This is a genomic window from Hydrogenophaga sp. GW823-FHT04C09 (genome assembly GCF_058796355.1).
The window spans coordinates 263,674-288,804 of sequence record NZ_JBXAIO010000006.1 but is presented as its reverse complement, the minus strand read 5'-3'; the positions used below and the strand labels follow the sequence as shown (position 1 = coordinate 288,804).

The 25,131-nt window shown below is 69.0% G+C and carries 20 protein-coding genes; 11 read left to right on the top strand and 9 right to left on the bottom strand.

From position 1 onward, the window contains the following. Positions 1-102: 102 nt before the first annotated feature. Complete coding sequence (locus tag AC1Q9M_RS18365) at positions 103-1,746, bottom strand: 3-(methylthio)propionyl-CoA ligase (RefSeq protein WP_444686606.1); 1,644 nt, start codon at positions 1,744-1,746, stop codon at positions 103-105. 181 nt (positions 1,747-1,927) lie between these two features. Further along, positions 1,928-3,652, bottom strand: coding sequence for a carboxylesterase/lipase family protein (locus AC1Q9M_RS18360; protein ID WP_492434978.1), 1,725 nt, complete (start codon positions 3,650-3,652; stop codon positions 1,928-1,930). Between the two features lie 219 nt (positions 3,653-3,871). Here AC1Q9M_RS18360 and AC1Q9M_RS18355 point away from each other — a divergent pair, with 219 nt between their 5' ends. The 5 genes from AC1Q9M_RS18355 to AC1Q9M_RS18335 are packed head-to-tail and all read left to right on the top strand — an operon-like array spanning position 3,872 to position 8,769. Further along, on the top strand, positions 3,872-4,867 hold the full coding sequence (locus tag AC1Q9M_RS18355; RefSeq protein ID WP_382157782.1) for an AraC family transcriptional regulator: 996 nt from the start codon (positions 3,872-3,874) through the stop codon (positions 4,865-4,867). A gap of 44 nt (positions 4,868-4,911) precedes the next feature. After that, positions 4,912-6,399, top strand: coding sequence for a protein adenylyltransferase SelO (locus AC1Q9M_RS18350; RefSeq protein WP_492434976.1), 1,488 nt, complete (start codon positions 4,912-4,914; stop codon positions 6,397-6,399). 11 nt (positions 6,400-6,410) lie between these two features. Further along, positions 6,411-6,830, top strand: coding sequence for a peptide-methionine (R)-S-oxide reductase MsrB (gene msrB, locus AC1Q9M_RS18345; protein ID WP_444686608.1), 420 nt, complete (start codon positions 6,411-6,413; stop codon positions 6,828-6,830). After that, entirely contained in the window at positions 6,827-7,747 is a 921-nt protein-coding gene (gene cysK / locus AC1Q9M_RS18340; protein ID WP_492434973.1) for a cysteine synthase A, read from the top strand. The genes msrB and cysK overlap by 4 nt, the downstream gene beginning before the upstream one ends. Beyond that, positions 7,744-8,769, top strand: a complete 1,026-nt coding sequence (locus tag AC1Q9M_RS18335; RefSeq protein WP_382324933.1) for an LLM class flavin-dependent oxidoreductase — start codon at positions 7,744-7,746, stop codon at positions 8,767-8,769. Before cysK ends, AC1Q9M_RS18335 begins: the two co-directional genes overlap by 4 nt. Positions 8,770-8,856: 87 nt before the next feature. Here the strand turns inward: AC1Q9M_RS18335 and AC1Q9M_RS18330 are convergent, their stop codons facing one another. Then, positions 8,857-9,816 carry a YcjF family protein gene (locus AC1Q9M_RS18330; RefSeq protein WP_492434971.1) on the bottom strand — a complete coding sequence of 320 codons (960 nt, stop codon included), beginning with the start codon at positions 9,814-9,816 and terminating at the stop codon, positions 8,857-8,859. 140 nt (positions 9,817-9,956) lie between these two features. Here AC1Q9M_RS18330 and AC1Q9M_RS18325 point away from each other — a divergent pair, with 140 nt between their 5' ends. From AC1Q9M_RS18325 to AC1Q9M_RS18315, 3 genes are all read left to right on the top strand, one after another. Next, positions 9,957-10,505, top strand: coding sequence for a septation protein A (locus AC1Q9M_RS18325; protein ID WP_382324935.1), 549 nt, complete (start codon positions 9,957-9,959; stop codon positions 10,503-10,505). Positions 10,506-10,566: 61 nt separating this feature from the next. Then, entirely contained in the window at positions 10,567-10,845 is a 279-nt protein-coding gene (locus tag AC1Q9M_RS18320; protein WP_382324937.1) for a BolA family protein, read from the top strand. 100 nt (positions 10,846-10,945) lie between these two features. Next, entirely contained in the window at positions 10,946-11,725 is a 780-nt protein-coding gene (locus AC1Q9M_RS18315; protein ID WP_492434968.1) for a peptidylprolyl isomerase, read from the top strand. A 67-nt stretch (positions 11,726-11,792) separates the two neighbouring features. Here the strand turns inward: AC1Q9M_RS18315 and AC1Q9M_RS18310 are convergent, their stop codons facing one another. Both AC1Q9M_RS18310 and AC1Q9M_RS18305 read right to left on the bottom strand, forming a co-directional pair. Then, on the bottom strand, positions 11,793-12,533 hold the full coding sequence (locus AC1Q9M_RS18310; RefSeq protein WP_492434966.1) for a heparan-alpha-glucosaminide N-acetyltransferase: 741 nt from the start codon (positions 12,531-12,533) through the stop codon (positions 11,793-11,795). Between the two features lie 10 nt (positions 12,534-12,543). Continuing rightward, positions 12,544-13,299: an alpha/beta fold hydrolase gene (locus AC1Q9M_RS18305; RefSeq protein WP_492434964.1), complete on the bottom strand. Its 756-nt coding sequence runs from the start codon at positions 13,297-13,299 to the stop codon at positions 12,544-12,546. Positions 13,300-13,368: 69 nt separating this feature from the next. Between AC1Q9M_RS18305 and AC1Q9M_RS18300 the strand changes: the two genes are divergently transcribed. Next, positions 13,369-15,336, top strand: a complete 1,968-nt coding sequence (locus tag AC1Q9M_RS18300; protein WP_492434962.1) for a peptidase U32 family protein — start codon at positions 13,369-13,371, stop codon at positions 15,334-15,336. A gap of 5 nt (positions 15,337-15,341) precedes the next feature. Here the strand turns inward: AC1Q9M_RS18300 and AC1Q9M_RS18295 are convergent, their stop codons facing one another. Genes AC1Q9M_RS18295 through purL form a run of 4 tightly spaced genes read right to left on the bottom strand, consistent with a single transcriptional unit; the run spans position 15,342 to position 21,459 of the window. Then, on the bottom strand, positions 15,342-16,313 hold the full coding sequence (locus AC1Q9M_RS18295) for a DUF808 domain-containing protein (RefSeq protein ID WP_382326633.1): 972 nt from the start codon (positions 16,311-16,313) through the stop codon (positions 15,342-15,344). Positions 16,314-16,325: 12 nt separating this feature from the next. Further along, positions 16,326-17,159 (bottom strand): phytanoyl-CoA dioxygenase family protein, encoded by an 834-nt coding sequence (locus tag AC1Q9M_RS18290; RefSeq protein ID WP_492434960.1) that lies wholly within the window; start codon positions 17,157-17,159, stop codon positions 16,326-16,328. 3 nt (positions 17,160-17,162) lie between these two features. Then, a complete protein-coding gene (locus AC1Q9M_RS18285) occupies positions 17,163-17,435 on the bottom strand; it encodes a DUF2164 domain-containing protein (RefSeq protein ID WP_444686611.1) in 273 nt (90 codons plus the stop codon). A 13-nt stretch (positions 17,436-17,448) separates the two neighbouring features. Then, entirely contained in the window at positions 17,449-21,459 is a 4,011-nt protein-coding gene (purL, locus tag AC1Q9M_RS18280) for a phosphoribosylformylglycinamidine synthase (protein WP_382324947.1), read from the bottom strand. Between the two features lie 127 nt (positions 21,460-21,586). Here purL and map point away from each other — a divergent pair, with 127 nt between their 5' ends. Both map and AC1Q9M_RS18270 read left to right on the top strand, forming a co-directional pair. Continuing rightward, a complete protein-coding gene (gene map / locus AC1Q9M_RS18275; RefSeq protein WP_382157755.1) occupies positions 21,587-22,411 on the top strand; it encodes a type I methionyl aminopeptidase in 825 nt (274 codons plus the stop codon). A gap of 4 nt (positions 22,412-22,415) precedes the next feature. Then, the gene (locus AC1Q9M_RS18270) at positions 22,416-25,103 is read left to right on the top strand and encodes a [protein-PII] uridylyltransferase (RefSeq protein ID WP_444687477.1); all 2,688 of its coding nucleotides are present in this window, start codon (positions 22,416-22,418) and stop codon (positions 25,101-25,103) included. Positions 25,104-25,131: the final 28 nt, after the last annotated feature.

Below are 25,131 nucleotides of genomic sequence, written 5' to 3'. Positions count from 1 at the left end.
GCGCAGCGTAAGGGCTTCTGGTGCGGTGCAGCGTAGGGGATTGCCCGGGCTTCTATCACGCAGGCGACAAGGTGCCTTGCGATGGTGCGCCCGGGCCCCTTTTCACACGCCCGGCAGCACGTAGTCCTTGAGCTGCTCGCGCAGGGTCATCTTCTGCATCTTGCCGGTGGCGCCCAGCGGGATCGCCTCGACGAACACCACGTCGTCCGGGATCTGCCATTTGGCGATCTTGCCTTCGTAGAAGGCCAGCAATTCCTCGCGGCTGAGTTCGGTGCCGGGTTTCTTCACCACCACCACGATGGGGCGCTCGTCCCACTTGGGGTGCTTCATGCCCACGCAGGCCGCCATGGCCACGGACGGGTGCGCCATCGCGATGTTTTCCACGTCGATCGAGCTGATCCACTCGCCGCCGGACTTGATCACGTCCTTGCTGCGGTCGGTGATCTGCATGAAACCGTCGGCGTCGATGGTGGCCACGTCGCCGGTGGGGAACCAGCCGTGCCCCTGCGCGTCGTAGCGCAGCGGGTCGCCGCCCTCGCCCTTGAAGTAGCTGGCGATGATCCAGGGGCCGCGCACCAGCAGGTCGCCGTAGGCCTTGCCGTCCCAGGGCAGCTCTTCGCCGGCCTCGTTGACGATCTTCATGTCGGCGCCGAAGATGGCGCGGCCTTGCTTGAGGCGAACCTTGAGCTGCTCGGCCGGCGACAGCGCCAGCTGTGCGTTCTTCAGCGTGCAGACCGTGCCCAGCGGCGACATCTCGGTCATGCCCCAGGCGTGCAGCACGTCCACGCCGTACACGTCGTTGAAGGCGCTGATCATGGCCGGCGGGCAGGCCGAGCCGCCGATGACGGTGCGGTTGAGCGTGCTGAACTTGAGGTTGTTGGCCTGCAGGTGGCCCAGCAGCATCTGCCAGACGGTGGGCACGCCGGCGGCCATGGTGACCTTCTCGGCCTCGATCAGTTCGTAGACCGATTTGCCGTCCAGCGCCGCACCGGGGAACACCAGCTTGCAGCCGACGGCCGCCGCCGCGTAAGGCAGGCCCCAGGCGTTGACGTGGAACATGGGCACCACGGGCAGCACACTGTCGCGCGCCGAGAGGCACATGGCGTCGGGAAGCGCCGCGCCGAATGCGTGCAGCAGCGTGGAGCGATGCGAGTACAGCGCGGCCTTGGGGTTGCCGGTGGTGCCGCTCGTGTAGCACATGCTCGAGGCGGAGTTCTCGTCGAAGGTCGGCCAGTCGTAGGTCGTGGGCTGTTGGCCCATCCAGGCCTCGTAGCTCCGCAGGCCGGGAATGCCGCTGTCGGCCGGCAGCTTGTCCGCGTCGCACAGCGCGATCCAGTGCTTCACCGTCGGGCACTTGGCCGCCACCGCCTTGACCAGCGGCAGGAAGGTCATGTCGAAACAGACCGCCTTGTCTTCCGCGTGGTTGACGATCCAGACCAGTTGCTCGGGGTGCAGGCGCGGGTTGAGGGTGTGCAGCACGCGGCCGGTGCCGCTCACGCCGAAATACAGTTCCAGATGGCGATAACCGTTCCAGGCCAGCGTGGCCACGCGGTCGCCCTGGGGCAGGTCCAGGCCGTCCAGCGCATTGGCCACCTGGCGCGAGCGGCTCGCGATCTGGCCCCAGGTGCTGCGGTGGATGTCGCCTTCCACACGGCGGGACACGATTTCGCCACTCGAGTGGTGCCGCTCGGCATGCACGATCAGCGAGGAAATCAAAAGGGGTTGGCTCTGCATCTGGCCCAGCATGGGGAGTCTCCTGTCGATGAGGGGGTTGGAATCGGCGTTCATCGTAGCGGGTTGCCCCGCACGGCTGCCCCGGGGATATCCAGGGGGAATGCCCTCGGTGTCCGTTGCGGGACACGATACCTCGGCCTTCATCAACATGGTGTTGCGTCGAATGGGGTGAATGGCGGTGGCTTGATCTGCCTCAAGGCACGGCGCTGATCTGCGCGGCCGTGAGCGAGGCGTTGAAATGCAGCTGACCGGGCCAGGCCGGCCAGGTGGCGCCCAGTGTGGCGTGGTTGGGGTTGCCGGTGCGGGCGAACTGGCCGACGCTGGCCATCATGTGGCCCGACAGCGCCTCGCGCCCTGCCCGGTTGGCGTTGCCGCCGATGGCGTTGGCGAACAGCGAAGGGCCGAAGTTGCCGAACACGAACGGCAGGTCGAAGGCGTGCGCGGCGCCATACACCGTGTTCCACGGCGCGGGTTGCTGCGCCCAGTCGAACCGGTAGTGCCAGATGTCGGCCTGCTGCGTGCGCAGCGTGTTGAGCACGTTGTCGCGGCCAACGCCGAAGGACGCCGCCGTGAGTTGCGCGGCCCGCGCGGTCCAGCCGGTCACGGCCGCGTTGGACGGCAGGTACGCGGCGTTGAGGAAGTCGCCCTCGGTCAGCAGCGTCGGCGCATTCGGGTCGAAGCCGAACAGCAGGTTGAAGAGCTGGGCGTCGGTCACGATGAAGCCGGCGGGCCCGCCCAGCAGCGTGAGGAAGCTGGGGAACAGCTTGCCCTCTTCCGCCGTGGTGCCGGCCAGAACGGGGACCTTGTTGTAACGGCCCGCCGCGAACTCGTTGATCGGGTTCAGCGGCAACACCGTGCCGTCGGGAATCGGGCCCGAACCCGTGAGGTTGTTGGCCAGCAAGGTGGTGAGCACGGTGCCGCCGGCCTTGCCGCGCAGGTAGTCCGCCACCTGCGGCGCCGACTGCGTGGCGATGTAGGCCTGCGCCGTTGGCAGGTCGACGGCCAGGCCATCGGCGATCACCAGCCGGACCAGCAGCGCATTGCCCTGCGCCAGCGAGGCCGCTGCGTCGTTCAGCGAGGGGATGGTGCCCACCGGCAGGTTGCTCGCCAGCGAAATGCCGCCCGAGATCGGCACGGCCTTGTGGAACAGGCCCGCGCCCAGCGGCGAGGCGACCAGCGACCAGACGTTGGTCGCGCCGGCCGATTGCCCCATCAGCGTCACGTTGGCCGCGTTGCCACCGAAGACGGCGGCGTTCTGCTGCACGAACTTGAGGCCCTGCACGATGTCGAGCAGGGCGAAGTTGCCCGAATCCTCCGCGCTGTCGAGCCCGGTCTTGAGCTGCGGCAGGTTCATGAAGCCCAGCACGCCCAGGCGGTAGTTGAGCGTGACCACCACCGCATTGGCGCTGCGCGCCAGGGCCGCGCCGTCGTAGATGGGGTCGGCGGTGTAGCCGGTGATGTTGCTGCCGCCGTGCACGAAGACGATCACGGGCAGCCCGGTGGTGGCGCTGGCCGGCCGCCACACATTGAGGAACAGGCAGTCCTCGCTGCCCACCGGCGTGTTCAGCGTCGCGCCGATCGTGGCGTCGAAACGGTTGTTGGCGCCCGGCCCGTAGAGGCGGCCGTTCTGCAGACAGGCCGCGCCGAACTGGGTGGTGTCGCGTGTGCCGCTCCAGGCCGCCACCGCCGCGGGCGCCTTCCAGCGCCGCGCGCCCACCGGCGGCTGGGCGAACGGAATGCCCTTCCAGGCGTAGGTGCCGTTGGAGGCCGCGTCGTTGCGGCCCTTGATCGTGCCCTGGGCGATCTGCCGGACCTCCGGCCCCGGGACGGGCGGCGTCTCGCCGGACCCGCCGCCGCCGCAGGCCATCAAAGTCAGGCAGGCTGCGCCCGCCACCCACCACCGTGTGTTGCTGCCCATGTCTTGTCTCCTGTGATTCTTTGAAGCGATAACCCGCTTGCGCCAGCGCCTGAAATCCTTTTGAATTCCAGCTTCCCGCCGATGCCCACCGTCCTCGGAAATTCTAGGAACGGGTGCCCGATACGCCGCTATCGCAACACGACCAATCGAGTGACTTCACGACGCCACCACCCCAGCCGAAGAAGCAGTTCCGCCCTCTGGGTCAAATGCCTCGCCGACATGTTTGCCTCCCGGGGCCTGGACGCGCCGCGCCTGCTGGCCGGCGCGCGCATCGACGACGCCCTGCTGCAGGACCCGGACGGGCGGGTCGAAGTCGATGACATCACCCGCCTGTGGGAACTGGCCGTCGCCTGGTCTGGCAACCCGGCCCTGGGCATGGACCGCGAGCTGCCGGCGCGGCATGTCAACTTCGACATGGTGGGTTACGTGATGCTGGCCAGCCCGACCCTCAAGGCCGGGCTGATCAACCTCTCGCGCTACTACGCCGTGATCTCGGACGCGATCACGCTCGACCTCGAACCCGACGGCAGCAACCACTGGATGGTGCTGGGCCTGATCGGCAACACCCGGCCGCTGCCGCGCCAGCGCCTGGAATACAGCCTGCTCACGGTGGCCACGCTGTGCCGCTGGATCACGCGGCGCGACGTGCAGCCCCAGGCCGTGGAGTTCGTCGACCCCGAGCCGGCGGATGCCCGGCCCTATGTGGCGGCGTTCGGCTGCCCGGTGCGCTTCGGCCAGCCGCGCAACCGGCTGCTGCTGACCAACCGGGACCTGGAGATGCCGCTGCTCTCCAGCGACCCGGTGCTGTTCGACATGCACCAGCGCGTGATCGAGTCGCGCCTGGTGCGGCTGGGCCATGCCAGCACCGGCCAGCGCGTGACCGAGGAAATCATCCACCGCCTGCACCTCGGCGAGCCGCGCCGCGAAGACATCGCCAGCAGCCTGGCCATGGCCGACCGCACCCTGCAGCGCCGCCTGCGCGAGGAAGACACCAACTTCCAGCAGCTGCTGGACGACGCCCGGCGCGACCTGGCGCAGAAGTACCTGGCCGAAGACCGCTACACCCTCGGCCAGGTGGCCGACTTGCTGGGTTTTGCCGACCAGAGCAACTTCTTCCGCGCCAACAAGCGCTGGTTCGGTGTGTCGCCGGGGCAGTACCGCGCCCGCCTGGCCGAGAGCGAGCCGCTGGCCGCGTCGCTGAACGCGTCGGATTGACCCTGCGCCCCGCCATGTCGGCCCCGATGCGGACAATGGTGCACATGAACCGACCCGTCGACATGGCCGCCAGCCTGGCGCTTGGCCTGGCCTGGCACAACCGCTTCGCCAGCCTGGGCGAAGCCTTCTACACCCTCAGAGCCCCCACCCCCCTGCCCTCGCCCCACTGGGTGGGCACGAGCCCGGCCGTGGCCGATCTGCTGGGCCTGGACCGGGCCTGGCTGTCCTCGCCCGCCGCGCTCGACGCCTTCACCGGCAACCTGCCCATCGCGGGCACACAGCCGCTGGCCAGCGTGTACAGCGGCCACCAGTTCGGCCAATGGGCCGGCCAGCTGGGCGACGGCCGCGCCATCCTGCTCGGCGAGGTGGACACGCCCTCGGGCCCGCAGGAGGTGCAGCTCAAGGGCGCCGGCCTGACGCCGTATTCGCGCATGGGCGACGGCCGCGCGGTGCTGCGCAGCTCGATTCGCGAGTTCCTCTGCAGCGAGGCCATGCACGCCCTGGGCATTCCCACCAGCCGCGCGCTGTGCGTCACGGGCTCGCCCGCGCCGGTGCGCCGCGAGCAGATCGAGACCGCCGCCGTGGTCACGCGTGTGGCGCCCAGCTTCATTCGCTTCGGCCACTTCGAGCATTTTTCGCACCACGGCCTGCACGGCGAGCTGCGCCAGCTGGCCGACTTCGTGATCGACCGCTTCTACCCCGCCTGCCGCGAAGCACCGGGCAGCCCCTACGCGGCCCTGCTGGAGGCCGTGAGCGCGCGCACCGCCGAAATGGTGGCGCAGTGGCAAGCCGTGGGCTTCTGCCACGGGGTGATGAACACCGACAACATGAGCATCCTGGGCCTGACCATCGACTACGGGCCGTTCCAGTTTCTCGACGCCTTCAACCCCGGCCACATCTGCAACCACTCGGACACCGGCGGGCGCTACGCCTACAACCGCCAGCCCAACATCGCCTACTGGAACCTGTTCGCGCTGGGCCAGGCGCTGCTGCCGCTGATGGACGACCAGCAGCAGGCGCTGGACGCGCTGGAGCCCTACAAGGCGCTGATGCCGGCCGCGCTGCAGCGCCGCATGAACGCCAAGCTGGGCCTGGGCCGCGCGGAAGACGGCGACGCCGAGCTCACCGAATCGCTGATGAAGCTGATGGCGGCCGACGCGGTGGACTTCACCATCTTCTGGCGCCGCCTGAGCCACGCCGTGGCCGGCCCGCTCGACCCGGTGCGCGACCTGTTCCTGCAGCGCGAGGCCTTCGATGCCTGGGCCATTCGCTGGCAGGAGCGCCTGCGGACCGAGCCCGGTTTCGATGCCGGCGCCACACAGGCCCGCATGCTGCGCACCAACCCGCAGGTGGTGCTGCGCAACCACCTCGGCGAAATCGCCATCCAGCGCGCCAAGCAGGGCGACTTCAGCGAGCTCGCGCGGTTGCAAAACGCGCTCGAACACCCATTTGAAGAACTTCCCGGCCAGGAAGACCTGGCCGCTTTCCCGCCCGATTGGGCCAGCCAGATCGAGATCAGCTGCTCGTCCTAGGAGACCTCCCGATGAACTTCCCCGTCCAGAAAACCGAAGCCGAATGGCGCGAGCTGCTGGCCGCCAAAGGCGCCGAGCCGCGCGCCTTCGACGTGACCCGCCATGCCCACACCGAACGCCCCTACACCGGCAAGTTCGAGCAGGTCTGGGCCGACGGCAGCTACCACTGCATCTGCTGCGGCAACAAGCTGTTCGACGCCGACACCAAGTTCGACGCCGGCTGCGGCTGGCCCAGCTTCTCGCTGGCCGTGCCGGGCGCCATCACCGAGATCACCGACCGCAGCCACGGCATGGTGCGCGTGGAAACCGTGTGCAGCCAGTGCGGCGCGCACCTGGGCCACGTGTTCGAAGACGGCCCCTCCCCCACCGGCCTGCGCTATTGCATGAACTCCGCCTCGCTGGAACACCAACCGAAGAAGGACACGCCATGAAAGCCCAGAACATTCTCGACACCATCGGCCGCACCCCGCACATCCGCGTGCAGCGCCTGTTCGGCGACGCGAGCCAGCAGGTCTGGATCAAGTCCGAGCGCAGCAACCCGGGCGGCTCCATCAAGGACCGCATCGCCCTGTCCATGGTGGAAGACGCCGAGCGCTCGGGCGCGCTCCAGCCCGGCGGCACCATCGTCGAGCCCACCTCTGGCAACACCGGCATCGGCCTGGCCATGGTCGCCGCCGTCAAGGGCTACAAACTGATCCTGGTGATGCCCGACAGCATGTCGGTCGAGCGCCGCCGCCTGATGCTGGCCTACGGCGCCAGCTTCGACCTCACCCCGCGCGAGAAGGGCATGAAGGGCTCGATCGCGCGCGCCGAGGAGATCGTGGCCGCCACGCCGGGCGCATGGATGCCGCAGCAGTTCAACAACCCCGCCAACGTGGACGTGCACGTGCGCACCACGGCCGAAGAGATCGCGGCCGACTTCCCCGACGGCATCGACGTGCTCATCACCGGCGTGGGCACGGGCGGCCACATCACGGGCGTGGCGCGCGTGCTCAAGGCGCGCTGGCCCAAGCTCAAGGTGTTCGCGGTGGAGCCGTCGGCCTCGCCCGTCATCTCCGGCGGCAACCCCTCGCCCCACCCCATCCAGGGCATCGGCGCGGGCTTCATCCCCAACAACCTCGACACCAGCCTGCTCGACGGCGTGATCCAGGTCGACGCCGAACCCGCGCGCGACATGGCGCGCCGCAGCGCGCGCGAAGAAGGCATCCTGGTCGGCATTTCCTCGGGTGCCACCTTGGCGGCGATCGCGCAGAAGCTGCCCGAATTGCCGGCCGAGGCCGTGGTGCTCGGTTTCAACTACGACACCGGCGAGCGGTATCTCTCCATCGAAGGCTTCCTCCCGGCATGAAAAACCTCTCCGACATCCGCCTGTCCATGCTCGACCTGGTGGCCGTGCGCGAAGGCGGCACCGTGGCCGACGCGCTGGCCGTGGCCCTGCGCACCGCGCAGCACGCCGAGTCGCTCGGCTTCACGCGCTACTGGCTGGCCGAGCACCACAACATGAGCGGCATCGCCAGCTCGGCCACCGCCGTGCTGATCGGCCACATCGCGGGCGGCACGAAGCGCATGCGCATCGGCTCGGGCGGCGTCATGCTGCCCAACCACGCGCCGCTGGTGGTGGCCGAGGCCTTCGGCACCCTGGCCGAGCTCTACCCGGGCCGCATCGACCTGGGCCTGGGCCGCGCGCCCGGCACGGACCCGCACACCATGCGCGCGCTGCGGCGCGACCGCGTGGAGACCGAGGCCGACTTCCCGCGCGACGTGGCCGAGCTGCAGCACCTGCTGGGCCCGGCCTCGCCCGGCCAGCGGCTGATCGCCAACCCCGGCGCGGGCACCAACGTGCCGATCTGGCTGCTGGGTTCGAGCCTGTTTTCCGCGCAGCTGGCGGCCGAGCGCGGCCTGCCTTATGCGTTTGCCTCGCACTTCGCGCCGCGCCTGCTGCTGCAGGCGCTGGATGTCTACCGCACGCGCTTCCAGCCCTCGCCCACGCTGGCCGAGCCCTACGCCGTCGTGGGCGTGCCGCTGGTGGCCGCGCCCACCGACGAAGAGGCCGAGTACCTCGCGAGCAGCACCTACCAGCGCGTGCTGGGCATCCTCACCGGCAAGCGCGGCCAGCTGCCGCCACCGGTGAAGGGCTTCATGCAAGGCCTGCACGCGCAGGAACAGGCGGCGATCGCCGATTTCCTGGCCGCCGCCGTGATCGGCGGGCCCGAGACCGTGCGCGCGGGCCTGCAGTCGCTGGCCCAGGTGACCCAGGCCGACGAGTTCATGATCGTGAGCGACCTGTTCGACCCCGCGCTGCGCCTGCGCTCGCTGAGCATCGCCGCCGAGGCGATGGCCACGCAGCAGCCGGTCGCCGCCTCCGCTTGACCAGAGCACCCGCGGAACCGGCTTTGCCGGGCCGCTGGGTGCGCCCCCTCGAGGGGGAGACGCCGGAGGCGGCGCAGGGGTGCTTCTCTACACCCCGCCGCGCACCATCTGCATGACTTGGGCGGCGTCCAGCGTCGCCGCCTTCTGCTGGATCTGCGGCAGGTACTGCGCCTGCATCTGCTTGGCCGGGCCCAGCAGGTCCTGGAAGCTCTGCTTGAGCAGCTCGGTGCTCATCACACGCCCGCCCGCGTAGTAGCGCCTGGCCACCTGGCCCAGCGCGTAGGTGGTGGCGAACGAAAACGCCATGCCGGTGGCCGCGCCGCCCAGGCGGCCCACGGTGCGCCCGGCCGCCTTGCCCAGCAGGCCGCCGAGCAGCTTGCGGCCGAACTGCTCCAGGTACTGCGAGGTCAGGCCCACGCCCACCGCCGCGATGAACTCGCGGATGTGGCCCTGGTCCAGCTCCACGCCGTGCGCCTTGCCGATCGCGTAGACCATCTTCACCTGCAGCGGGATGATGGCCATCGAGGCCCAGGACTGCGGCAGCAGCTCCAGCGCGCCGTTGAGCAGCGCGTAGTTCAGGATGGACTTGTCGAGGTCCACGCCCGGCGCCACGCTGGCGGCGACCACCGGGGGCGCCACGGGCACGGCGACCGGCACCGCCTTCTCCGCCGCGTCCAGGACGGCATCCGCCTCGCGCTCGAAGGCGGCGGCCTCGCCCGCGTCCAGCTTCAGGCGGGCCTTGAGATCGCTCAGGAAAGCCGCCTCGGCCGGGCTTTGCCGTCCGTCGGCGTCGCACACACAGACCGCCATTTCGTAGGCGAGCTGCCGTTGCCCGGCGTCCGGCAGGCCGGCCACCGCATCGGCCAGCGACACGCGCTTGAGCAGCACGTCCTGGTACAGGCGCACCAGCACGGTGCCGCCCGATTCGTGCGGCAGCGATTCGGCCATGCGCCGGATCGCTTCGCGCTCGGCGTCGGCTTTGTTGCCGTCGGCGAACGCGGCCAGCAAGGCGATGGAGAGGATGGACTGCTGTTCCTGTGGGGTCATGCGCGCGAGGCTCCTGGAGAAAGGGTGAATCGGGACCGGGGACACGATAGAGAGCCCCTGCCGGGCCGCAAGTTCCGCTCGGTCGCCGCGCCCAAAGCCCCGCTTAAGGATGCGTCATATCCAAGCCCGATAATCGCCGCATGCGTTTTCTCATCGATTTTTTCCCCATCGGCCTTTTCGTCGTGGCCTACAAGATGGCCGACATCTACACCGCCACCGGTGTGCTGATGGCCGCCACCCTGGTCCAGACCGCCCTCATCTACGCGCTCGACCGCAAGCTGCAGACCCTGCACAAGGTCACGCTGGTGCTGGTGCTGGTGTTCGGTGCGCTCACGCTGTTCCTTCAGGACGAGCGCTTCATCAAATGGAAGCCCACCGTGCTGTACGCGAGCATGGCCATCGTGCTGGCGGCCGCCCTGTGGATCTGGAAGAAGAATTTCCTGCAGATCCTGCTGGGCAGCCAGCTCAACCTCCCCACGAACGTGTGGGCCCGGCTCACCGTGGCCTGGGTCGGCTACTTCCTGTTCATGGCGGGCATCAACGCCTATGTGGCGGCCTACTACTCGACCGAAGACTGGGTGAACTTCAAGCTCTGGGGCTATGTGTTCCCCGTGGTCTTCATCGTGGGCCAGGGCCTGTACATCGCGCGTTACCTCAAGGACGACGACGCCGTGGAGAAGAAGCCATGAGCACCCGCCCGGCCGCGCCCATGGGGGCTCGCACCGCAGCCCGCAGGGTGGAGGTACTCCAATGAGCGACACCGCCGTGGTCCCCACCGCCGCCGCGATCGAGGCGCGCCTGCGCGAAGCCCTCACCCCCACCGTGCTCGAGGTGCTGGACGAAAGCGCGGCCCACGCCGGCCATGCGGGCGCCAATGGCCTGGGCTATGGCACGCATTTCCGTGTGCGCATCGGCGGGCCCGCGTTCGTCGGCCGCACGCGGGTGGCGCAGCACCGCCTTGTGTATGATGCGCTGCAAAAATTCACCGAGGCTGGGCTGCATGCCCTGGCCATCGAAATCAAGGCCTGAAGGCCGACCACACCCCATTCAGCCGCTACGTTCTGATACCTGATTGCTGAAACCCTGCCCCTGGCGGCGGCTCCAACCCCCTTTTATCCCGAGGAACACCATGAAATTCTCCCTGACGGCCCTCACCGCGGCTGCCCTCATCACGGCAGCGCCCTGGGCCCTGGCCCAGAACGTGGCCATCGTCAACGGCAAGCCCGTTCCCACGGCGCGCCTGACGGTGCTGGAGCAGCAGATCGCCGCCTCCGGCCGCCCGGTGGACGACAACGTGCGCGCCCAGCTCAAGGAAGAAGTGGTGCTGCGCGAGGTCTTCATGCAGGAAGCGCAGAAGCGCGGCATCGCCGCCACCGAGGAATACAAGAACCAGATGGAACTGGCGCGCCAGACCATCATGATCCGTGCCCTCTTCACCGACTACCAGAAGAAGAACCCGGTGACCGACGCCGACGTCAAGGCCGAGTACGACAAGTTCGTGGTGGCCAACGGCGGCAAGGAATACCGCGCGCGCCACATCCTGGTGGAGAAGGAAGACGAAGCCAAGGCCATCATCGCCAGCCTCAAGAAGGGTGGCAAGTTCGAAGAGATCGCCAAGAAGCAATCGAAGGACCCGGGATCCGGCGCCAACGGGGGTGACCTGGACTGGGCGGCCGCGGCCAGCTATGTGCCGGAATTCTCCGAAGCCATGGTCAAGCTCGAAAAGGGCCAGCTGACGCAGGAGCCGGTGAAGACGCAATTCGGCTGGCACATCATCCGTGTGGACGACGTGCGCACCGCCGAGCTGCCCAAGCTGGAAGACATCAAGCCGCAGATCGAGCAGCAGATGCAACAACAGAAGCTGGCCGAGTTCCAGAAGACGCTGCGCGAAAAGGCCAAGATCCAGTAAAGCGTTTCGCCTCTTACACAAAAAAGCGCGGCCGGTCCGCGCTTTTTTGTGCCCGGCGCTCGTCCGCTCAGCGCATCTGGGCGGCGACCCAGACCAGGCCCAGCAGCACCGGCTGGTGAAGCAGGTAATAAGACAGGCTCCAGCGCCCCAGCGTCACCAGGCCCCTTCGCACACCGGTGGCCGCCGCGTCGGCCGTGCCCAGCCAGTGCGGCCGGTGCCGCAGGGCCCACTGGCCGGCCGCCATGCCCCACCACATCACGCCCAGCCAGGGCGCCAGCGGCACATAGTCTTCGGTGATCGGCTTGCGGTTGATCAGGCCCAGCCAGTTGAGGGCCGGGGTGTTGAGCACGTCCAGCGCCGGCCAGGTGGCGATGGCGTGTGGCGCCGCGAACTTGAGCGCGATGACCAGCGCGCCCAGCCACCACAGCCAGGCGCCCCACCCCGCCGTGAGCCGCACGATGATCAGCATGGCCGCGATGCCGTGCAGCACGCCGAAGTAGATGAAGCTGTTCGGGAACATGGCCACCGAGCCCGCCGTGACCAGCAGCGCCGCCCCGGCCACCTGCAGCCAGCGCCGCCAGAAGCGCGCCCAGGTCTGCCCCTGGTGCAGGGCCACGGCCTGGGACAGGCCGGCGGTGAACAGGAACAGGCTGACGATGGCGGTGCGTTGCCCGGTCCAGACCGGGTCGCGGTAGAAGTCTTCGTTGATGAAGCCGAAGAAATCCAGGTCGAAGCAGAAATGGAAAGCGGTCATCCACAGCATGGCCGCCGCGCGCAGCAGGTCGATGCGGTCCAGGCGCTGTGCCACGGCGGTGCTTTCAGGCGGTGGCTGCGCGGTGGATGCCCAGCAGCATCTCGGCCAGGGCCTGCGGTTCGCTGACCATCGGGTCGTGTCCCGTGGCCAGCTCCAGCACCTGCCAGCCGGGTTCGCGGCGCACGCGCTCGCGCGCGGGAGCGATGGTGGCCAGCGCGGGCGAGGTGCAGTCGATGAAGGTGCGGGGCACGGCATTCACGAGCGCGGCGTCAAAATCCAGCGGTTGCTGGTAGAGCCGGTAAGGCTGGGGGGTCTGGCGGCGGTTCACCCAATCGCGGTCGGAACCCTCCAGCCCGAACAGCTTGGCGTCGGGCGGCGGAAAGCTCAGGCCGCCGCTGGGTTTCGCGGCATCGGCGCGGGCCTGTTTGGTTTCGGCCGAATGGTGGCTGCTCCAGCTGTCGCCGGGATACGGCACGGCCGCGTCCAGGTAGACCAGGTGCGCCAGGCAGCCGGGGCGCTCGCGCTGCAGGCGGTCGGCGACGCCGGTGACCACCACGCCCGCGTAGCTGTGGCCCACCAGCACGATGCGCTGCAGCTCCTCGGCCTCGATCAGGCCGAACACGTCCTGGATGTGGGTGTGCAGGTCCACGGCCGGGCTGAGCAGATGGGCGCGCTCGCCCACGCCGGTGAGGGTGACGGCGTGCGCCTCCACGCCCGCGCCGCGCAGCAGTGGCAGCACGCGGCGCCAGCACCAGGCGCCGTGCCAGGCCCCGTGGACCAGCACGACAGCGGTTTTTGAGGGGTTGGGGCTTGGGGGCATGGGCGTTCTCCGGGACAATATCGGGCTGTTTTTCCTGGCCCGATTCTGCCCGCTCCACGACCGACCGCCATGCTGCCCCACCAGATTGAACTGCTCTCCCCCGCCCGCGACGCCGACATCGGCATCGAGGCGGTGAACCACGGCGCCGATGCGATCTACATCGGCGGGCCCTCGTTCGGCGCGCGCACCAGCGCCGACAACCGCGTGCAGGACATCGCGCGCGTGGCCCGGCACGCGCACCGCTTCGGCAGCCGCGTCTACGTGACCATGAACACCATCCTGCGCGACGACGAGCTGGAGGGCGCGCGCAAGCTGGCCTGGCAGCTGTACGACGCGGGCGTGGACGCGCTGATCGTGCAGGACATGGGCCTGCTGGAGATCGACCTGCCCCCGATCCAGCTGCACGCGAGCACGCAGACCGACATTCGCACGCCCGAAAAGGCGCGTTTCCTGCAGGACGCGGGCCTGTCCAAGCTGGTGCTGGCGCGCGAGCTCACGCTGCCGCAGATCGCCGCGATCCGCGACGTGCTGGACGCCGAGCGCTGCCAGATCGAGTTCTTCATCCACGGCGCGCTGTGCGTGGCCTACAGCGGCCAGTGCTACGTGAGCCATGCCCACACCGGGCGCAGCGCCAACCGCGGCGACTGCTCGCAGGCCTGCCGCCTGCCCTACGAGGTGAAGGACAGCCAAGGCCGCATCGTCGCGCACGACAAGCACGTGCTCTCGATGAAGGACAACAACCAGAGCGACAACCTGCGCGAGCTCATCGACGTGGGCGCGCGCAGCTTCAAGATCGAAGGCCGCTACAAGGACATGGGCTACGTCAAGAACATCACGGCGCACTACCGCCGCCTGTTCGATCAGATCCTGGACGAGCGGCCCGAGCTGGGGCGCGCCTCCAGCGGCCGCTGCACCTTCGGCTTCACCCCCGACCCCGGCCAGAACTTCAACCGCGAGTTCACCGACTATTTCGTGCAGGGCCGCCAGGAGGACATCGGTGCCTTCGACACGCCCAAGAACCCAGGCCGGCCCATCGGCTGGGTGAGCAAGGTCGGGCCCAACTTCGTCGAGATCGAAACCGACGACCCGGCCACCGTGGTGCACAACGGCGACGGCCTGTGTTACCTCGACCTGCACAAGGAACTGGTGGGGCTGCAGATCAACCGCGCCGAACCCACGGGCACGCCGGGCCAGTGGCGCGTGTTCCCCAAGGACGCGATGGAGGGCCTGCGCCACCTCAAGCGCGGCACGGTGGTCAACCGCAACCGGGACGTGGACTGGGTGCGCACGCTGGAGAAAAAATCGGCCGACCGCCGCATCGGCGTCTGGCTGCGGCTGGACGACACGGCCGAGGGCCTGACGCTCACCGCCACCGACGAGGACGGCCACTGCGCCGCCGCCACCCTGCCCGGCGCGCTGGAGCCGGCCAAGGACGCCGCCCAGGCCGAGGCCCGGCTGCGCGAAGGGCTCTCTCGCCTGGGTGAGACGGTGTTCGAGCCGATCGACGTGTCGCTGCAGCTCTCGCAACCCTGGTTCGTGCCGGCCTCGCTGCTCAACCCGCTGCGGCGCGACGCCATCGCCGCGCTGGAAGCCGCGCGCGCCTCGGCCTGGCAGCGCCTGCCCCGCGCCACCCGGGTGGAGCCACCGGTGAGCTACCCGGAAGACACCCTGACCTACCTGGCCAACGTGTTCAACCACAAGGCGCGCGACTTTTACGCGAAACACGGCGTGAAGGTGATCGCCTCGGCCTACGAGAGCCACGAGGAAGAAGGCGAAGTGAGCCTGATGATCACCAAGCACTGCGTGCGCTTCTCGCTCAGCCTGTGCCCCAAGCAGGCCAAGGGCGTCACCGGTGTGCAGGGCACGATCCGCGCGGAGCCCATGAGCATCACGCACGGCAACGAGAAACTCACGCTGCGCTTCGACTGCAAGCCCTGCGAGATGCACGTGGTCGGGCGCATCAAGCCCGCCGTGATGCAGGCCGTGCCAGCCAGCCCGCTGAAGTTCTACCACACGCGGCCTGCCACGACCGCCTGAGGCACTCAGGCGGTCTTCGCGCCGCCGCGCAGGCGCTTGCCCAGGCTCACCAGGGCCAGCACCACCCCACCGGCGACCAGGCCCGCGAGCGCACCCGCCAGACTGGAAGCGAGCGAGCCGATCCAGCCCAGCGTGGCGGCGAAGGCCTCGATGCCATGGCCCAGCGCTGGGATGCCATGCACCAGGATGCCACCGCCGACCAGGAACATGGCGGCGGTGCCGACCACCGACAGCGTTTTCATCAGCCAGGGCGCGGCCGCGAGGATGCCGCGGCCCAGGGACTGTTTCCAGGCCGCGGCCTGCTGGTTGAGGTGCAGGCCCAGGTCGTCGAGCTTGACGATGCCCGCCACCAGGCCGTAGACGCCGATGGTCATGATCAGCGAGATGCCCACCAGCACGGCGATGCGCTGGCCCATGCCGACGGCGGCCACCGTGCCCAGGGTGATCACGATGATCTCGGCCGACAGGATGAAGTCGGTGCGCACCGCGCCCTTGATCTTCTGCTGCTCGAACGCCACCAGATCGACGCTTTCGTTGGCCGCGGCCTCCACCAGCGCTTCGCGGTTCGCCGCGTCTTCCGCCTGGTGCGGGCCGAAGGCGTGCCACAGCTTCTCGGCGCCCTCGAAGCACAGGAACAGGCCGCCGAGCATCAGCAGCGGCGTGATGGCCCAGGGGGCGATCACGCTGATGACCAGCGCGCTGGGCACCAGGATGGCCTTGTTGAGGAGCGAGCCCTTGGCCACGGCCCAGACCACGGGCAGCTCGCGGTCGGCCTTCACGCCGGTGACCTGCTGGGCGTTGAGCGCGAGGTCGTCGCCCAGCACGCCGGCGGTCTTCTTGGCCGCCAGCTGGGTCATGGCGGCCACGTCGTCCGCCACGGCCGCGCTCTTGCGCGCCGCCACCTTGGTCATCAGGGCCACATCGTCGAGGATGGTGGCGATGTCGTCGATCAGCGCGAGCAGGCTGGTTCCGGCCATGGGGCGGCCCTTTCAGGAGTGGGTGTTGTCGTGGGAGGGCCAGACGGGCGGAAACAGGGGATCGTCGAGCTCGGCGCCATCGGCCATGCGCTCGGCCAGGCCGGGAAACGGCGGCGAGGTGCGCCAGGGCCGGGGTGCATGGCGCGCGTCTTCGCCCAGGTAGCGGGCCGAGAACACGCGACGGCGCTGCCCCGGGCCCACGCCGCTGGAGGCGTGCAGCGCGAGCATGTGGAAGGCCACGCAGTCGCCGGGCTCGAGTGCCCAGGCCAACTGGCGGAAACGGTCGGGCTCGGCGTCGATGGCCGGCAGCTCGGCCAGCGTGCCTTCGGGGAACCAGCGGGCCTGCTGGTCGCGGAAGGTGCGCGGCATGTACCAGGTGCCGGCATGCGAGCCGGCCACGAAACGCAGCGTGCTGGCCAGCGGCACCGGGTCCACGGGAATCCAGAAGCTCACGTTCTGGCGGCCACTGACGTTGTAGTACGGCTGGTCCTGGTGCCAGGGCGTGGGCTGGCGCGTGCCAGGCTCCTTGACCAGCAAATGATCGTGGTAGATCCGGGCCGTGCGGCTGTGCATGAGCTGGGTGGCAATGTGCGGCAGGGCCGACTCGCGCAGGATGCGCTGGTACGACGGGTTGTCCTGCCAGGTGCAGAAGTCCTCGACGAAACGGCCCGGGTCGTCGGGTTCGCTCGCCACCAGCGCCAGCGGGCTCAGATGCGCCAGGTTGTGCTCGATGCCGCGTTCGAGCAGGCCCAGTTCGTCGGCATTGAACACGCCGCGCAGCACCACGGCGCCGTCGGTGGCGAAATCGGTGGCGGTGCCCTCAGGCAGAAAGAGTTCTCGGGCCATGCGTCATCTCCCCTTGGCGGGTTTCTCCCGCTTGCGCCAGTAGGTGAAAGCGTCCTCGTGCACTTCGATGTCGAGCTCCGCCACGCGCGCCTGCAGGCGTTCCTGCACATCGGCCACGGCCTGGTTGTAAACCGCGGGCGCGATCTCCTCCAGGAAAAAGCCCAGCAGGCCACCGGCGGCGATGTTGCCGATGCGCTCGTCCATGTTCGCGTCGAAGTAACGCTGAATCGAGGCGATCGCCTCGTCGCGGGTGGCTTTGGGCAGTTCGATGGCCATGGGGTGCGTCCGGTCAGCCGACCCACTTGCGCGCGTTGCGCCACAGGCGCATCCAGGCGCTGAAAGCGGCCGGGTCCTGGTCGGTCCAGCTCATCTGGATGTTGCGGAACACGCGCTCGGGGTGCGGCATCATGGCCGTGAAGCGGCCGTCGGCCGTGGTCACCGCCGTCAGGCCGCCCGGGCTGCCGTTGGGGTTGAACGGGTAGGCCTCGGTGGCCGCGCCGCCGTGGTCGGTGAAGCGCATCGCGGCGATGGCCTTGCTGGCGTCGCCCCGGTGGCGGAAGTTGGCGTAACCCTCGCCATGCGCCACCGCGATGGGCAGGCGGCTGCCGGCCATGCCCTGCAGGAACAGGCTGGGCGAGTCCAGCACCTCCACCAGGGACAGGCGCGCCTCGAAGCGCTCGCTCTGGTTGGTGGTGAAGCGCGGCCAGGCCTCGGCACCGGGAATGATGTCGGCCAGCTCGGCGAACATCTGGCAGCCATTGCACACGCCCAGGCCGAAGGTGTCGTCGCGGCCGAAGAAGGCCTGGAACTGCTCGGACAGACCGGGGTTGAAGGTGATGCTGCGCGCCCAGCCGATGCCCGCGCCCAGCGTGTCGCCGTAGCTGAAGCCGCCGCAGGCCACCACGCCCTTGAAGTCGGCCAGCTTCGCACGGCCGGTCTGCAGGTCGGTCATGTGCACGTCGAAGGCCTCGAAACCGGCCTGGGTGAAGGCGTAGGCCATCTCCACGTGCGAGTTCACGCCCTGCTCGCGCAGGATCGCGACCTTGGGCCGGGCCAGGTTGAGGTACGGCGCGGCCACGTTGTCGGTGGCGTCGAACGTCAGCTTCGTGTGCAGGCCGGCGTCGTCGGGCCGGCCGGCGGCCGCGTGTTCGGCATCGGCGCCCGCCGGGTTGTCGCGCTGCTGGTTGATCTTCCAGCTCACGCTGTCCCAGACCTGTTGCAGGTCGAACAGGCTGGCCGAGAACACGGCCTTGGTGTCGCGCCAGACCTGCAGCTGGCCCTTGCCGGCGTCCATGGTGGACGAGGCCGGGCGGGTCTTGCCGACGAAGTGGCTGTGTTTGGACAGGCCGTGCTCGCGCAGGGTCTGCATCACGGCGTTGCGGTCCTCGGTGCGCACCTGCAGCAGCACGCCCAGCTCTTCGCTGAACAAGGCCTTGAGCGTGAGTTCCTCGCGGCGCGCGCTGACCTGGCCGGCCCAGTTCTTGGCGTCGCCCATCTCGGCGCGGCTGTCGCTGATGCCATCGCCTTCGGTCACGAGCAGGTCCACGTTGAGCGCCACGCCCACGTGGCCGGCGAAGGCCATTTCGGCGGCCGCCGCCAGCAGGCCCCCGTCGCTGCGGTCGTGGTAGGCCAGGATCTGGCCCTGGGCCCGCAGCGCGTTCACCGCGTTGACCAGGCTCACCAGGTCCTGGGCGTCGTCCAGGTCGGGCACCTCGCCCCCGCCCTGCCCCAGCACCTGGGCCAGCACGCTGCCGCCCATGCGGTGGCGGCCCTTGCCGAGGTCGATCAGCACCAGCGTGGTGTCTTCGAGCGCATTGTTGAGTTGCGGCGTGAGCGTGCCGCGCACGTCGGCCAGCGTGGCGAAGGCGCTCACGATCAGGCTGACCGGCGAAGTCACTTTCTTCGTCTCGCCGCCTTCGCTCCATTGGGTGCGCATGGACAGGCTGTCCTTGCCCACCGGGATGGAAATGCCCAGCGCCGGGCAGAGTTCCAGGCCCACGGCCTTGACGGTCTCGTACAGCGCGGCGTCTTCGCCCGGTTCGCCGCAGGCGGCCATCCAGTTGGCGGAGAGCTTCACGCGCGGCAGCTCGATGGGCGCGGCCAGCAGGTTGGTGATGGCCTCGGCCACCGCCATGCGGCCCGACGCGGCGGCGTCGAGCGCGGCCAGCGGCGTGCGCTCGCCCATGCTCATGGCCTCGCCCGCGAAGCCCTTGTAGTCGGCCAGCGTCACGGCGCAGTCCGCCACCGGCACCTGCCAGGGGCCGACCATCTGGTCGCGGTGCGACAGGCCGCCCACGGTGCGGTCGCCGATGGTGATGAGGAAACGCTTGGAGGCCACAGTCGGGTGGCTGAGCACGTCGATCACGGCCTGCTGCAGGTTCACACCGGTGAGCGCCAGCGGGGCCGCCTGGCGCGCCACGCTTTTCACGTCGCGGTGCATCTTGGGCGGTTTGCCCAGCAGCACGTTCATCGGCATGTCCACAGGGCTCGGCGCGCCCTCATCGGCCAGCACCAGCTGGCGCTCTTCGGTCGCCACACCGATCACGGCGAACGGGCAGCGCTCGCGCTCGCAGAAGGCCTGGAACGTGGCCAGCGATTCGGGAGCGATCGCCAGCACGTAGCGCTCCTGGCTCTCGTTGCACCAGATTTCCTTGGGCGCCAGGCCGCTTTCTTCCAGCGGCACGGCACGCAGGTCGAAGCGCGCGCCCCGGCCGGCGTCGTTGGTGAGTTCGGGGAAGGCGTTGGAGAGGCCGCCCGCGCCCACGTCGTGGATCGCCAGGATGGGGTTGTTCTCGCCCTGCTGCCAGCAGTGGTTGATGACCTCCTGCGCGCGGCGCTCGATCTCGGGGTTGCCGCGCTGCACGGAGTCGAAGTCCAGCGAGGCGGCGTTGGTGCCGGTGGCCATGGAACTGGCCGCGCTGCCGCCCATGCCGATCTTCATGCCCGGGCCGCCGAGCTGGATGAGCAGCGAGCCGGCCGGGAATTCGATCTTCTTCGTCTGGATGGCGTCGATCACGCCGACACCGCCGGCGATCATGATGGGCTTGTGGTAGCCGCGCTGCACGCCGTCCACCGCCAGCTCGTACTCGCGGAAGTAGCCCAGCAGGTTGGGCCGGCCGAACTCGTTGTTGAAGGCCGCGCCGCCCAGGGGGCCCTCGGTCATGATCTGCAGCGGGCTGGCGATGTGCTCGGGCTTGCCGCCCGGCTGGTCGGAGAGGCCGCCCCAGAGCTTGCCAACGGTGAAGCCAGTCAGGCCGGCCTTGGGCTTGGAACCCCGGCCGGTGGCGCCCTCGTCGCGGATTTCGCCGCCCGCGCCGGTGGAGGCGCCCGGGAACGGGGAAATGGCGGTCGGGTGGTTGTGGGTCTCCACCTTCATCAGCACGTGGTGCGTGGCGGTTTCGGCGGCGTAGGCCGGCGAGACGTCGCCGCCGGCGCGGGCCACGAAACGCTCGACCACGCTGCCTTCCATGATGGAGGCGTTGTCCGAGTAGGCCACCACGGTGTGCTGCGGCGCCTGCTGGTGGGTGTGGCGGATCATGCCGAACAGGCTCTTGTCCTGCGCCACGCCGTCGATGGTGAACTGCGCGTTGAAGATCTTGTGGCGGCAGTGCTCGCTGTTGGCCTGCGCGAACATCATCAGTTCGACGTCGGTCGGGTTGCGATTGAGGCCGTTGAAGGCGTTGACGAGGTAGTCGATCTCGTCGTCGGCCAGGGCCAGGCCCCAGTCGGCGTTGGCGCGCTCCAGCGCGGTGCGACCACCGCCGAGCACGTCCACCTGCTCCATGGGCGCGGGGTGCAGCTCGGTGAACAGGGCCTGGGCCTGGCTGCGGTCGAGCGAGACGTTTTCCGTCATGCGGTCGTGCAGCAGGTCGGCCACGGCGCGCAGCTGCTCTTCGGACAGGCTGGCCTTCTTGCCCAGCAGGCCGGACTTGAGGCCGACCCGGTACTCGACCAGGCGCTCCACCCGGTGCAGGCTCAGCCCGCAGTTGTGGGCGATGTCGGTCGCCTTGGAGGCCCAGGGCGAGACCGTCCCCAGGCGCGGCATCACCAGCAGGGCCGGCGCGCCGGCCGTTTCCAGCTGGGCGTGCGCCGGGGTGCCAGGTTCGCCGTAGGTCAGCAGCTCGCCCACGCGCTGCAGCGTGGCCGCGTCGGGCTCGCCGTCGAAGCTCGCCAGGTGCACGAAGCGGGCCGAAAGGCCGTTGATCTTGTCGGAAATGCCCGCGAGGCGGGGCAGGAGCTGCTGGACTTTGAAGTCGCTGACGGCGTTGCCGCCTTCAAAAAAGCGCAGGTGCAGGGACACGTTGGGAGCCTGAGGTGCGTTGACCCGCCGGCGGCAGGTGGAAAACCCGGAATTTTACCCGGCCGCCCCCATGGCCTTGCCTTGCCGAGGGCCCTCCAGACGGGGTCAGATGGGATAATCGCACCCCATGAGCATCACCTACAAAGACGAAGCCGGCATCGCGGGCATGCGCACGGCCTGCCGCCTGGCGTCCGAAGTGCTGGACTACCTCACGCCGCTGATCCAGCCGGGCATCACCACGCTGGAAATCGACCGCCTGGCGGCCGAGTACATGAAGCAGCAGGGCACCGTCTCGGCCACCATCGGCTACCAGCCCAGCGGCTACCCGCCCTACCCGGGCCACCTGTGCACGTCCATCAACCACGTGGTCTGCCACGGCATCCCGAACGAAAAACCGCTCAAGAAGGGCGACATCCTCAACGTCGACGTGACGGTGATCAAGGACGGCTGGTTCGGCGACAACAGCCGCATGTTCCTGATCGGCGGCGAGGCCGCCTGCTCGGTGCAGGCGCGCCGGCTCTGCCAGGTGACCTACGAGGCGATGTGGAAGGGCATCGTGATGGTGCGCCCCGGCATCCGCCTGGGCGACATCGGCCACGCGATCCAGACCTTTGCCGAGGGCAACGGTTTCTCGGTGGTGCGCGAGTTCTGCGGCCACGGCATCGGCCAGCGCTTCCACGAAGACCCGCAGGTGCTGCACTACGGCCGCCCCGGCACGCTGGACGAGCTCAAGCCCGGCATGACCTTCACCATCGAGCCCATGATCAACGCCGGCAAGCGCGACATCAAGGAAATGGGCGACGGCTGGACCATCGTCACGCGCGACCGCTCGCTCTCGGCCCAGTGGGAACACACCGTGCTGGTCACCGAGACCGGCTACGAGGTGCTCACCCTGTCGGCCGGCAGCCTGCCCGCGCCCGCCTTCGTGACACCGGCGCCCGCCCTTGCCTGAGGCCATGGCGCCCGCGCCGGTGCCCGCCGCGCCCGACCTCGGCACCCTGCGGCAGCAATACCGCACGGACAAGGCCGCCCTGCTCGACCAGCTGGGCGTGCAGGGCTCGTCCACCCGGGGCGTGCGCAAGGCGCTGCAGCAACTCTCCCGCCTGACCGACCAGACCCTGCGCGAGCTGTGGTCCCTGGCGGGCTTCGGGCCCGGTTTCTCGCTCATCGCCGTGGGCGGTTTCGGGCGCGGCGAGCTGTTTCCCCATTCCGACGTGGACGTGCTGGTGCTGCTGCCCGACGGCAGCCGGCCCGACGACGACGCCGCGCTCAAGGCCCGCCTGGAAGGCTTCATCGGCGCCTGCTGGGACCTGGGCCTGGAGATCGGCTCCAGCGTGCGCACCATCGCCGACTGCGTGGACGAGGCGGCGAAAGACGTGACGGTGCAGACCTCGCTGCTCGAATGCCGGCTCATCGCGGGCAGCAAGAACGCCTTTTCCACCCTGGTGAACCAGCTGGCCGAGGCCATGGACCCCAAGGCCTTCTTCGTGGCCAAGACGCTGGAAATGCGCCAGCGCCACACCAAGTTCGAGAACACGCCCTACTCCCTGGAGCCCAACTGCAAGGAGTCGCCCGGTGGCCTGCGCGACCTGCAGATCATCCTGTGGGTGGCCAAGGCCGCCGGCCTGGGCCGCAGCTGGGACGAACTGGCCCGCAAGGGCCTGGCCACGCCCCTGGAGGCGCGGCAGATCAAGGCCAACGAGGCCCTGCTGAGCCTGATCCGCGCGCGCCTGCACCTGCTGGCCCACCGCCGCGAAGACCGGCTGGTGTTCGACCTGCAGAACGCCGTGGCCGAGTCCTTCGGCTTCAAGGCCCAGGTGCCGGCCGGCATGGCCAGCAGCGCCAAGGGCACGCGCCGCGCCAGCGAGGCGCTGATGAAGCGCTACTACTGGGCGGCCAAGGCCGTGACCCAGCTGAACCAGATCCTGCTGCTCAACATCCAGGAGCGGCTGCAGAGTGACGTGGCCGGCGTGGACCGCCTGCGCCCGCTCAACGAACGTTTCTTCGACAAGGGCGGCATGCTCGAGGTGGCGAGCGACAACCTGTACGTGCAGCAGCCGCACGCCATCCTGGAAACCTTCCACCTCTACCAGACCACCGTGGGCATCAAGGGCCTGTCGGCGCGCACCCTGCGCGCGCTGTACAACGCCCGCCCGGTGATGAACGCGCGCTTTCGCGCCGACCCGGTCAACCGCGCGCAGTTCCTGCAGATCCTGAAGGAGCCCGAGGGCATCACGCACGCCATGCGGCTGATGAACCAGACTTCCGTGCTCGGGCGCTACCTCTGGGTGTTCCGTCACATCGTGGGGCAGATGCAGCACGACCTGTTCCACGTCTACACGGTGGACCAGCACATCCTGATGGTGCTGCGCAACGTGCGCCGCTTCTTCATCGCCGAGCACTCGCACGAGTACCCGTTCTGCTCGCAGCTCGCGGCCGGCTGGGACAAGCCCTGGATCCTCTACGTGGCGGCGCTGTTCCACGACATTGCCAAAGGCCGGGGCGGTGACCATTCCGACCTGGGCGCGCGCGACGTGCGCACCTTCTGCCACCAGCACGGCATCGACCGCGAAGACACGAAGCTGATCCAGTACCTGGTGGCCGAGCACCTCACCATGAGCCGCATGGCGCAGAAGGAGGATCTGAGCGACCCCGACGTGATCGCCGCCTTCGCCGGGCGCGTGGGCAACGAGCGTTACCTCACGGCGCTGTACCTGCTCACGGTGGCCGACATCCGGGGCACCAGCCCCAAGGTGTGGAACGCCTGGAAGGGCAAGCTGCTCGAAGACCTGTACCGCTACACCTTGCGCGCGCTGGGTGGCCGGGCGCCCGACCCCGGGGCGGTGATCGAAGGCCGCAAGCGCGAGGCGCTGTCCATGCTGGCCTTGCACGCCCTGCCCCACCAGGCGCACAAGGCGCTGTGGGACACGCTGGACGTGAGCTACTTCATGCGCCACCAGGCCGACGAGATCGCGTGGCACACGCGGGTGCTCTCTCGCCAGATCGCGCAGGCGGCGGCCAAGCCCGCGGCCAAGCTGGAAGAAGGGGCCGAGAAGCCGATTGACAAGTGCATCGTGCGCGCGCGCATCTCGCCCGAGGGTGAGGGCCTGCAGGTGCTGGTGTATGCGCCCGACCAGCCCGATTTGTTCGTGCGCATCTGCGGTTATTTCGACAGTTCGCACTTCAGCATCCTGGACGCGCGCGTGCACACCACGCTGACCGGCCATGCGCTGGACACCTTCCAGGTGGTGGCACCGACGATGTCGGAGCACTACCGCGAGCTGATCGCGATGGTGGAGAACAACCTGGCGCAGACGATCGACGAACGCGGCCCCTTGCCCGCGCCGACCAAGGGCCGGCTTTCGCGCCGTGTGAAGAGTTTTCCGATCACGCCGCGGGTGGATCTGCGGCCGGACGAGAAGGCGCAGCGCTGGCTGCTGTCGGTCTCGGCGAGTGACCGCGCTGGGCTGCTTTATGGCATCACGCGGGTGCTGGCGCGCTACGACATCAACGTGCAGCTCGCCAAGGTGACCACCCTGGGGGAACGGGTGGAAGATACCTTCCTGATCAGTGGCGCGCAGTTGCAGATGAACAAGCGGCAGATCGAGATCGAGACGGAGCTTCTGGAGACGCTTGAGGGCTGACTTGGTTGGCGGCCCGCGAGGGCGGGTG